This is a genomic window from Bacillus sp. AFS088145, assembly GCF_002564465.1.
Lineage (GTDB): Bacteria > Bacillota > Bacilli > Bacillales > Bacillaceae_G > Gottfriedia.
On the sequence record NZ_NUUX01000054.1, the window covers coordinates 23766 to 34947 of the forward strand.

The following is an 11182-nucleotide window of genomic DNA, read 5'->3' on the forward strand; positions in this document are numbered from 1 at the left end:
TTCTCTCTGTAAAGGCTATTTGATTAGGATTTAATACAGTCTATTTTTTAAGAATAAGTTGATTGGAATGGAGGGATGCTCGACTCCTATGGGATAAGCGGGAAGGCTAAAGAATCTCGCCCCATGGAAAGCGAGNNAATGGAAATCAACATCACTCTACTCCTTTACGAAAATTTGATAATTAATTGACAAGATTGTTTTTCTACATATTAAAAAGCTCTTCGAATATCGAAGAGCTTTTAACTATTACATACCCCAAACTAATGTCCAAAGAGTACCGAAAACAATTGCTACTGCAATAAATACTGCGTAGCCTAAATTGATATACAATACGCCTTTGTTTTCATTTTCATTCATATGCATGAAAACAATTAACTGAAGACCACCTTGTAATAATGCAGTTACAATTAAAATAATAAATGATACATTAAATGGTAAATTTAAATAGTAAACACTTAAAGCTATGATTGTTAGAACAAGTGATTGGATGAAGCCAACCACTTGATGCTTAGGGAATAATGCGCTCATCCAATCAGTCCTTTCACGTAAACAAAACTAAAGATAAAGATCCATACTACGTCTAAGAAGTGCCAGTATAATGAATAAATAAATGTTTTGTTTGCTGTAGTTTCTGTAATTCCCTCACGAGAAACTTGAATTAAGATTGCAATACCCCATAACATACCAAATGATACGTGGGCACCGTGAGTACCTAATAATACGAATAATGCAGATAATGCTCCACTACTTTGGATTGTTGCTCCTTCATGAACATAAGTAAAGAACTCTGTAATCTCTACTCCTAGGAAGACTGCTCCTAAAGCTAGTGTTAAAACTAGGAAGCTTATAAAAGCTTTTTTGTGATTTAATTTAATTGCGTTCACGACTAAACCAATCGTAAAACTACTTGTTAATAGGGCAAATGTTTCTATCATTACACCTTTCATCTCAAATAATTCTTTTTGAGTAGGTGCTGAACCAGTGTTATTCGCTAAAGTGAAGTAAACTGCGAACAATGTTCCGAATAAGGCAATCTCAGCTCCTAAAAATATCCAGAAGCCTAAAATCTTATTAGAACTTTCTTCACCTAGACTATACAGAGGCCTGCTGCTCATAGTGATCACCTCGTAATTTTTTCTCTGTTTCAATAATTTCTTCTTTATGAATATGGTAGCCATGATCTCGTTGGAAAGAACGTGCAATTAAGCATAGTGCGACAGGGACCGCAAATACAATCATTGGAACCCACCATTCAAATATTAAGAAGAAACCAAATGCCATAAATGCTGCACCTAATATGAATGGTATACCACTATTACTTGGCATATGAATATCTGTAATCTCGCCTTCATGTAAAGATTTACCTTCTTTTTTAGCTTTCCAGAATGGATCTAAAGAATCAACTTTTGGAATAACTGCGAAATTATAAGGAGCAATTGGACTGCTTGTAGCCCACTCTAATGTTCTTGCATTCCATGGATCACCAGTTGTTTCTCTTGGTGCGTAACGTACACTGTAATAAATATTGTATACAAGTAACATGAATCCGATTGCTAACCCTACAGCTCCAATTGTAGCAATCATATTTAATGGTCCGAAACCTGACTCTGCACTATAAGTATAAGTACGGCGAGTCATACCTTTTAATCCTAATAAGAATAATGGGAAGAATGTTACGTTAAAGCTAACGATAATTGTCCAGAACGTAATCTTACCAATTTTTTCATCTAATTTGAAACCAAATACTTTAGGGAACCAATAGTAGAATCCTGCGATTACAGCAAAAACAGTACCTGGAATTAATACATAATGGAAGTGAGCAACTAAGAACATCGTATTATGATATTGGTAGTCAGCACTTGCCATAGCTAGCATTACACCTGTAACCCCACCGATTGTAAAGATCGGGATAAATGCTAGTGAGTACATCATTGGAACGGTAAATTCGATCTTACCTTTTCTTAATGTAAACAGCCAGTTAAATATTTTAACACCGGTTGGTATACTTATTGCCATTGTTGTAATACTAAAGAAGCCATTTACAACAGAGCCTTGACCCATTGTATAGAAATGGTGAACCCAAACAAGGAAGCTTAGAGCAGAAATGGCGATCATACTGACAACCATGCTCTTATATCCGTATAAATTCTTTCTTGAGAAAGTAGCTATAATTTCACTATATATACCGAATGCCGGAAGAATAACGATGTAAACTTCAGGATGTCCCCAAATCCAGAATAAGTTCGCCCAAAGCATATCATTACCATGTGCCATCGTAAAGAATTGAGTACCAAACTCACGATCAAACATCATTAATGCTAAAGCTACTGTTAATACTGGGAATGCGAATACGATAATAACGTTTGTAATTAAGATACTCCATGTAAACATTGGCAATTTCATTAATTTTAAGCCTGGAGCACGCATTTTTAAAATTGTAACGATAAAGTTAATACCAGTCATTAATGTACCTAGACCAGCAATTTGAAGCGAGATTGCATAATAGTTATTCCCAACTCCTGGGCTGAATTGCTTACTAGCTAGTGGGAAGTAAGCTGTCCAACCAGCATCAGGTGATCCACCGATAACAAAGCTTAAGTTTAGAAGCATTGCACCTGCAAAGAATAACCAAAAACTAACTGCATTTAAGTAAGGGAATGCTACGTCACGAGCTCCGATTTGTAAAGGAATAACGATGTTCATTAATCCAATAATGAATGGCATCGCCATGAACAGAATCATAATTAAGCCGTGAGTTGTAAAAATTTCATTATAATGTTGTGCATCTAATATTTTTAAATCTGGTCCTGCTAACTGTGCTCTCATTAGTAATGCATCTACTCCACCACGGAATAGCATTAATAATGCACACAGAATATACATTACACCGATACGTTTATGGTCAACAGTTGTTAACCATTCTTTCCATAAATAACCCCATTTTTTAAATTTGGTTAAACCAATTACAATAGCAAGTGTTACAACAACGATACTCACCATTGCGCCATAGATCATTGGTTCACCTGTTACAAAAAAGTGATCCCATTTATAACCCATTATTTCATCCCCTCCATATTATCCATGTCATGGTGATCAGATGAATCCTTCATAGAACCATGTTGATGTCCTGCATTTTTACCTTCTGGAGCCGGGCTAAATCCTAAATGAGTTGAAGTATAAGTCTTTCTACCTAAATGCTCAATTTTTAGTAATTTATTAAACTCTGTTTCTGTTAAAGCAGGAGCTGTTTCTTTAACGTCTTTCACCCAGCCGTTAAAATCCTTAGTATCCATTGCTAGTACTTCAAATTCCATTCCAGCAAAGCCTTTACCATTGAAGTTACTGTTCTTACCAATATAAGAACCTTCATTTGAGGCAACAAAATTTAATTTTGTTACCATGTTACTCATTGCATATTTTTGTCCACCTAATTGAGGAATCCAAAAACTTGTAATAGGACCGAATGAATAAAGTCTGAATTCTACATTTCTATTCGTTGGAATATTTACATAGTTAACAGTTTCAATTCCTTGTTCAGGATAAGAGAAATGCCATTTCCAGTTTGAAGAACTTGCATAAATAACAAGTGGTTTATCATTTTCATGACCTTTTGGTACACTTTCAACTGCATTTGTTGTTTTAACAGTTACTACTGATAAAACTGCAACAATAATTATTGGGATAACAGTCCAAATAATTTCTAGTGTTTTACTTCCCTCTTCATGAGGAGGTTCGTAATCTTTTGGAAGTTTACTAGCACGATATTTATATAGAATAACAATATAAAGAATGTAAACTACTAGTAAAACTCCTAACATCATCAACATCGAGAAGATAATCGTATCGGCTTGCGTTTTAGCAACTGGACCCTTTGGATTAAGAACTGCAATCTTATCACAAGCACCCATTACTAATGCAACCAGCATAATCATCATGCCCATTAGAAATTTTTTCATTTCGCTCTTCCTTCCTATAACGTAAGTAAAAAGTTCAAAATAGTTTTTTTGAATTATTTCTTAGATAAGTATTTTTATAAATTGTCACTAAAATGACAAACAATGTCCACAGTTATAGTAAGATACTTTAATTAAAAAAACAAACAATTAATTTCCATTTTGGAAGGAAAAAAATAGTGTTCACATTTTAGACATATTTGAAAATATGGTATTTTCTAAAAAACCTATATATATCAATGATTTAACACGTTTGCTCACTTATTCACAACGTTCACATTTTAGACAAATATTAGATTTTGATTAACTTTTTGTTCACATTTGGAACCTTACATATTAGTAAATTAGTATAATAATTTTCATGGGATTTCACAAAATAATCTGTATTTTCACACAAAAAAAATAACGCAGAATAATCTGCGTCAAAAAACAGGGTTATTAATTTGGAGAAGAGAAAAACTACTGTCCTAGCGCGTTCTTCTCTTCTTTAGGGTTTTTGGGGGTTCTATGGTCGCATTCCACATTTTACTTTTTAATGTGTATACAAACGAAGAACTAAGAAAAACAATGGCTTATTTCTTAAACTTCTTTTATTAATCTTAGATTATCACAGTTGAAAATGATTATCAATACCAATTAATGGTTTTTTTATCATCTACCGAGATATTCTAAATACCAAATGATCAAGACAATATATTCAGTAAGAATTGTGCAATCAAAGTTGGATTTTCAATATTAGGAATATGTCCTGCTTTCAAATTATGAATTGTCATCCCTCTTTCCTTTGCACGCTCTACAGATCGAAAAATTCCATAGTATAATGGATTTTGTTCTTTTTCTGTACAATTAATATAGGAAGTTCTAATATTGTTTAATTCCTTATTTTTAAGACTAAGCGGTGTTTTAAAACATTTGTGAGGATGGTCGGTTAGACGATGATCATATCTATCTTCATCTACTACTGGAACTTTCCACCCCTCACCTTTTGTATCAATCAAACCTTGAAGAAAATTTACTATTTCATCTGGAAACAAATTAACAACTGCCTCACCATCATTTAATAACATCGCATCTAAATAGATAACTTCATCAATTAATTCTGGAATTCGATCAACTACTCCTGATGCTACTGCACCACCATAGCTATGTCCAATTAGAACAATATTATGTAAATTTTCATAATTAATCACATTAACAATATCATTTATTGCAGTGTTTAAATCTACTTCTTTATTCGCTAAATGAAACCTTTCCCCGCAACCAGTCATTGTAGGTGTATATACTGTATGACCCTCTTTTTCTAATAATATTTTTACCTCTTTCCATGCCCAGCCCCCAGAGCTCATTCCGTGACAGATAACGATTGTTTTCATCTATTTCACCTTTTCACATTTTTTTATCTTTGTTTTTTACACAAAGCCAATTAAATATATTCAATGTAAACTTAGTAAAACCCTATTTAGAAAAAATTAAACTTATTTTATTTTTAAGTTATAATGAGAAGAAAAAAGGTGGGACATTTATGCCTCAATTATTAATTAAAGGGATTTCAACTGATGATATTTGCAAAATTAGTGAGTCCTTAATCGAAGAACTCGCAGTGGTTTGTGAATGTGGAACTGATAATTTTACGATTGATTGTATCCATTCAACTTCAATTTTTAATGGTAAAATTGTAGAAAGCTTTCCATTCATTGAAGTCAAGTGGTTTGAACGTGGAGGTGAAACTAGAGATCGTTTCGCTTCTACAATCGAAAAACATATTAACACTTTGAATATTCCTGAATTTGAAATTGCTTTTATTACATATCAAGAGGATTGTTATTATATAAATGGGAAGAAATTTTCATAATGATATTTCGAAATAATTTAGGTCAGCATAGCAGCTGACCTTTTTTTTTGGGAAAATCCATATTTTTGGGGCATGTGTACCTATAGGATGATGTCATTTCGGGACATTTCAACTATGTGGACAAATATACAAACTAAAAAAAATGGTCAACTGACTAAGTACATGATTAGTAAAATTGAATATTAGTATATTAATCGGACAAGTAGGACACAAAAAAATGCTACCGATTAGAGAAAGGTGAATAAAAATGAATTTTGAAATTGCAATGACTGCATTTGTTTTCATTATGACAATGGCTGTCATATTCTGGAGACCAAAAGGAATTCATGAAGCATGGCCTGCTTCAATTGGAGCTATAATCATTCTAGTAACTGGAATTGTTAGTCGACACGATTTATATGACATTATAACGAAAATCGGTGGAGCTTCAATTACAATTATAGCAACAATTGTTATGGCTGTTATTTTAGAAAGCTTCGGGTTCTTTCATTGGTCAGCTGCTCGATTAGTTACATTGGCCAAAGGTTCTAGTTATCGATTATATTGGTACATTCAATTACTATGTTTTTTAATGACGTTACTTTTTAATAATGATGGTAGCATCCTAATTACAACACCTATACTAATAATTTTATTAAAAAATCTACGCTTAAAACCACATCAACAAATCCCCTACCTATTATCTGGTGCATTAATTGCGACTGCTTCAAGTGCTCCAATAGGCGTAAGTAATATCGTAAATTTAATAGGTTTAAAAATCGTACACATGCCACTTTATATGCAACCCTTAATGATGTTTGTACCTACAATGTTAGGCTTATTATTTATGTCGATTATGATGTATTTCGTTTTAAAAAGTAAATTTCCAGAAGTGTTACCCGCTTCAACAAATGATATTGAAGAATCCTTTTTTATTAAAAATTTTCATCCTTTAAAGAGTAAAATCTCTGTTGAAACAAAAAGAAAAAGAACAAAGTTTATGCTTAAAATATTAACTTTCGTATTTGTAATGAGATGTTTACTGTTTGTTGCATCGTTTATTTCAATTCCAATCGAAATTGTTGCAGTACTTGGTTCTCTCATTTTGCTTATATGGAGATGGTACCATTTAAGAACAAACCCTGTAGATATCTTAAAAAAGACACCATGGCAAATTCTTTTATTTGCATTCTCAATGTATGTAATTATTTACGGACTTCACAATGCAGGTCTAACTGATTTTATTGTAAAAGAAATTGAACCAATCGTTAATCAAGGACTTTTCAATGCCACCTTGGCAATGGGTGGATTAGTAAGTGTATTGTCAAATCTATTTAACAATCATCCTGCCCTAATGATCGGTACAATCAGCCTAACTGAAATGGGACTAGATCCAGTGACATTAAAAGCAATCTATCTTGCTAATATAGTTGGTAGTGATATAGGCTCGCTATTATTACCAATTGGAACATTAGCATCATTAATTTGGATGCACATTTTAAAGGAAAATAAAATTAAAGTAAAATGGAAAGATTATTTAAGCGTGACAATAATTGTGATCCCGTTAACAACAATTATTTCATTAATTCTATTATTTTATTGGATACAACTATTTTTTGCTCATTAAACTAATTACCCTTTAGGAGGAGATCTACGTGAGTGATGTATCGACATTGCTTGGAGAACAAGTCTCTGTAAGATTATCCGGAGATGTCGTATTTGAAGGAATTCTTACTGATTTAGGACAAGATATTTTAGTGCTTTTTAACGGCATAAAATATTATTATATCCCTTGGATGCATATCCATATGGTATATCAAAATAATGATTTGAAAGAAAAAATAAATAACCCTAATGAACCATCCATTACACAGGAAATGGAGACAATTTCTTATCGGAAAATTTTACTGAACGCTAAAGGAATATTTTCAGAAATCTATGTAACTGGTAATATAACTTTTCATGGTTATATTATGAACGTATTAAATGATTATCTTGTATTTTACTCACCTGTATTTCATACAATGTATATTTCTTTATCTCATTTAAAATGGATCACACCATATAACCATAGAGTGGTGCCATATAATTTAACAAATGAAACACTAGCAGTACATCCACCTACTACTCCTTTACACAGGTCTTTAGAAATTCAGCTTCGAAAAGAAGTTGGAAAACTTGTTATTTTTGATGGTGGAACAGATCCAATGAAGATTGGGCTTTTAAATAAAGTAGATAATAATCAAATCGAACTTTCCGTTGCGAGTGGACAAAATGTTTATCTAAAACTGGGACATATAAAATCTGTACACTTACCTTAGCTGGATACAACCTTTGATACAAAATGTATTTAAAGGTTTTTTTTGATTAAAAAGCCCCATGCTATGCTTGGGGCTCTTAATCTTCTAATCTTTATTTACGTAAATGGATCCATTTCTCGTTTTTACATAAAGTTGATGTTCGCCACTTCCAACCATCGCCTTATTTGTATGATTTTCATCTTTATTTTTCATTTTCCATCCAATATTACCACTAAAACTACCATCATTTGTTTCCGCATTGATCGTTAGATTGTTATCTTTTAGAAGGTCGATTTGAATTTCACCATCATCTGAAGAAATTTTACTATTACCATTTAATAACGCATCCTCAACATTTATTGCACCATTATTTGTTTTTGCGTTAATTTTTCCTTTATAATCACTTAAGTTAATTTCTCCATCATATGTCGTAATTTCACTTGTTCCTTCTATATTTGCATGTTCAATCGTTATGCTACCATCTCTTGTAGTGGAATTTAAATAACCAGAAATATTTTTGATTGTAATTTCTCCGTCATTCGTTGCAATTTCACTATCACTTTTCAAATTTGAATTCGTTAAGCTGATCGAACCATTTCTAGTTTTTGCAACTAAGTTTCCAGTTATATTCTCAATATTGATTTGACCATCATTTGAATTTATTACTGTTTTATTGTCTTTATTTGATAAATTTACAGAGCCATTTTTTACGTTTATATTCGTTAAAATGCTTTTAGGTAAATCAATATTTAACTGGGATCTATCATTATCAAATTGAAAAATCTGATTGTCATCATTACGAATCTCGATAATCATTTTATCACCAACTGTTTTTACGAAATAATAATCAGATACTTTCTCACTGTCTTTTTTATCACGATCCGGAACTCTTATATTACCATTTACGTTTACCGCACTAGAATCAGTTCCATTTACACTGATTTCACTATTATTAGCTTTAATAATAACTTCATTAATAGATGAAGTGATCGTTTTCGAATCATTTATTTCAATATTTTTTGATTTAAATGTATAACCAATTTCTTTGATAAACAGGTGACCAATACTAAATACTAATGAAACACCCATCATTAAGATAAGTAAAAAAATACTAAATCCATGAAAACGAAGTGAGTCTTCTTTTCTTATTAAATGGAAAAGTAATATTTCAATTCCTAATAAAATACAAGCAACTGGCCATGCATTAATTAGAAGCTTTGAATAAGGAATTGAAATAAAATTTTGTAGAAACCATAGTAATCCAATTGCGATTAAAATAATTCCCGCTGTTATAGTGCCAACCTTCCAATTCCTCATACTTCTTTTTTCGACTTTCCAGTTAATAATTTAATACCGAGTCCAACAAAAACAATACTGATTAGTAAATTTTGTACTAAATTATAGTCAATAAAGATGTTGTAATGTCTAGAAATATAATCAGAAGCGTTCTCTAATAAAGATAAGCAACCAAAACCGATTAATATCCAACCAATTAAAAACTTATTAAATTTAAATTGATGATTTACGATTGGCTCATCTACTAATTCAATGTCCTCACGATATTTACTATGATATTGAAGTGCATCAAAGTAGCTATAAAATACGATGACTGGTATAAAAAATCCGAAGCTTGAAATTAAATGTGTTAAAAATACTGTACCGAAAAATAACAGCATAAACTGCAATCCTCGACTCATTAATCCTAAATAAAAATGGCCAAGACCAGGTAAGATCGAAAATAAATAAACTAATTTTTTACGTTTTTTCAAAGTTTGTACCTCCATTATTTTTTATTTCCTTTCAAAATTTTTGGAATTGGAATTGATAATTTAATTTCTTCACTTTTTTCAATTAACGAAGACGTCTGATCTATCGTTTGTACAACGTGACGATTGGAATTTGTAATCCTTTCAGTTAATTGAAATTGGAAGAATAAAAATGTTGCTACAGCAGCCAATACTAAATGGATTAAACGAACTTTTTTTGAATTCGTTTTAGATTTCTCTTCATTCGTTTTTTCCGTAATCTGTATTGATTCAGTTTGTATCATTATTTCGTTCACTAGCTCATCTGAAAAATGGAATTCAGGTGGATTCATCCATTCCATGTCTAATTCATTTAAAAGTTCAAGTTCCGCCTGGCATGAGATACATTCGTTTAAGTGCTGTTCAAGCAAAAGAGATTCTTTATTTGAAAGCTTCTTTTGTTGATACGATAATAGTTGGTCAGAAGTTAAATGTTTCAAATGATCCCTCCTTTATGCTTGTCTTTAATTAATCGTTTGGCTCGATATAAACGTGATTCTACGGTTTTAACGGCTACATTTAATTTCAAAGCTATTTCCCCATAGGTAAGTTCTTCAAAATAATATAATTTCAATACATCGCTATATGCCTGTGGCAATTCTATTAAATATGAATGAATAAGTTCTTTATCAATCGTTTTTATTAAAGCTTCTTCAGGTGATAATAAATTCTCTTCTGGTAAAGTAGATAGTAAATCATTAGTTTCATTTTCCTGTTGTTTCACTTGTTTTCTTTTAAAATCAATTGCTTTATTCATTGTAATTCGATAAATCCATGTGGCCAAACTAGATTCTCCGTTAAAGTTTTCGAGAGAACGATACAATTGGAGAAAGACTTCTTGAGAAATATCTTCAGCATCCTTTTGGTTATTTGAAACTTTCAATGCTACTGCAAATACTTTTGATTGGTATCTTACTATTAATTCCTTAAATAGTTGATGATTCCCCTTTACTATATTCCTTACTAATTGTTCATCCGACTCCATTGCATCACCTCTTTTCCTCTTCCATAACTTTAGACGAAGACAAATTTAAAAACCCTGCAAAAAAAATAAATTTTTTTAAAAATATTTTTAAAACTATCTATTTTACTCAAATAAAGTAGAATAATTGATTTTCCATTACAGTTAGAAATAGTTTGTGAGTAATTCTCTTGTTTAATTAATAAACAATAAAAAAAAGCTTGTAAAAACAAGCTTTCACGTAGTTGAAAAACAACTTTTCAATTAATAACCAAATTTTCGTAAAAGAGTAGAGTGATGTTGATTTCCACTACAGGATGCTCGCTTTCCAT

At 31.6% G+C, this 11182-nt stretch carries 12 protein-coding genes; 3 read left to right on the plus strand and 9 right to left on the minus strand.

Features of this window, described 5'->3' with window-relative positions; all coding sequences use genetic code 11:
* Positions 1–246 precede the first annotated feature (246 nt).
* The 5 genes from qoxD to COI44_RS23085 all read right to left on the minus strand — a co-directional run bounded on the left by qoxD (position 247) and on the right by COI44_RS23085 (position 5326).
* Entirely contained in the window at positions 247–528 is a 282-nt protein-coding gene (gene qoxD, locus COI44_RS23065; protein ID WP_098429977.1) for a cytochrome aa3 quinol oxidase subunit IV, read from the minus strand.
* A complete protein-coding gene (locus tag COI44_RS23070) occupies positions 525–1115 on the minus strand; it encodes a cytochrome c oxidase subunit 3 (protein ID WP_025672298.1) in 591 nt (196 codons plus the stop codon). The genes qoxD and COI44_RS23070 overlap by 4 nt, the downstream gene beginning before the upstream one ends.
* Positions 1093–3057 carry a cytochrome aa3 quinol oxidase subunit I gene (gene qoxB / locus COI44_RS23075; protein ID WP_098429978.1) on the minus strand — a complete coding sequence of 655 codons (1965 nt, stop codon included), beginning with the start codon at positions 3055–3057 and terminating at the stop codon, positions 1093–1095. Before qoxB ends, COI44_RS23070 begins: the two co-directional genes overlap by 23 nt.
* On the minus strand, positions 3057–3956 hold the full coding sequence (gene qoxA / locus COI44_RS23080) for a cytochrome aa3 quinol oxidase subunit II (RefSeq protein WP_098429979.1): 900 nt from the start codon (positions 3954–3956) through the stop codon (positions 3057–3059). The genes qoxB and qoxA overlap by 1 nt, the downstream gene beginning before the upstream one ends.
* Before the next feature lie 680 nt (positions 3957–4636).
* Complete coding sequence (locus COI44_RS23085; RefSeq protein WP_098429980.1) at positions 4637–5326, minus strand: alpha/beta hydrolase; 690 nt, start codon at positions 5324–5326, stop codon at positions 4637–4639.
* A 149-nt stretch (positions 5327–5475) separates the two neighbouring features.
* Between COI44_RS23085 and COI44_RS23090 the strand changes: the two genes are divergently transcribed.
* The 3 genes from COI44_RS23090 (at position 5476) to COI44_RS23100 (ending at position 8105) form a co-directional block, all read left to right on the plus strand.
* Positions 5476–5805 carry a DUF1904 family protein gene (locus tag COI44_RS23090; protein ID WP_098429981.1) on the plus strand — a complete coding sequence of 110 codons (330 nt, stop codon included), beginning with the start codon at positions 5476–5478 and terminating at the stop codon, positions 5803–5805.
* Positions 5806–6052: 247 nt separating this feature from the next.
* The gene (locus COI44_RS23095) at positions 6053–7411 is read left to right on the plus strand and encodes an arsenic transporter (protein WP_098429982.1); all 1359 of its coding nucleotides are present in this window, start codon (positions 6053–6055) and stop codon (positions 7409–7411) included.
* A 28-nt stretch (positions 7412–7439) separates the two neighbouring features.
* Positions 7440–8105 (plus strand): DUF2642 domain-containing protein, encoded by a 666-nt coding sequence (locus COI44_RS23100; protein WP_098429983.1) that lies wholly within the window; start codon positions 7440–7442, stop codon positions 8103–8105.
* An 84-nt stretch (positions 8106–8189) separates the two neighbouring features.
* Here COI44_RS23100 and COI44_RS23105 read toward each other — a convergent pair whose 3' ends face one another.
* From COI44_RS23105 to COI44_RS23120, 4 genes are read right to left on the minus strand one after another with little or no spacing between them, the layout of a single operon-like run.
* On the minus strand, positions 8190–9401 hold the full coding sequence (locus COI44_RS23105) for a DUF4097 family beta strand repeat-containing protein (RefSeq protein ID WP_098429984.1): 1212 nt from the start codon (positions 9399–9401) through the stop codon (positions 8190–8192).
* Positions 9398–9853: a hypothetical protein gene (locus COI44_RS23110; RefSeq protein WP_142329301.1), complete on the minus strand. Its 456-nt coding sequence runs from the start codon at positions 9851–9853 to the stop codon at positions 9398–9400. Before COI44_RS23110 ends, COI44_RS23105 begins: the two co-directional genes overlap by 4 nt.
* A 14-nt stretch (positions 9854–9867) precedes the next feature.
* Positions 9868–10329, minus strand: a complete 462-nt coding sequence (locus COI44_RS23115; RefSeq protein WP_098429986.1) for a hypothetical protein — start codon at positions 10327–10329, stop codon at positions 9868–9870.
* A complete protein-coding gene (locus COI44_RS23120; protein WP_098429987.1) occupies positions 10326–10874 on the minus strand; it encodes an RNA polymerase sigma factor in 549 nt (182 codons plus the stop codon). Before COI44_RS23120 ends, COI44_RS23115 begins: the two co-directional genes overlap by 4 nt.
* Positions 10875–11182: the final 308 nt, after the last annotated feature.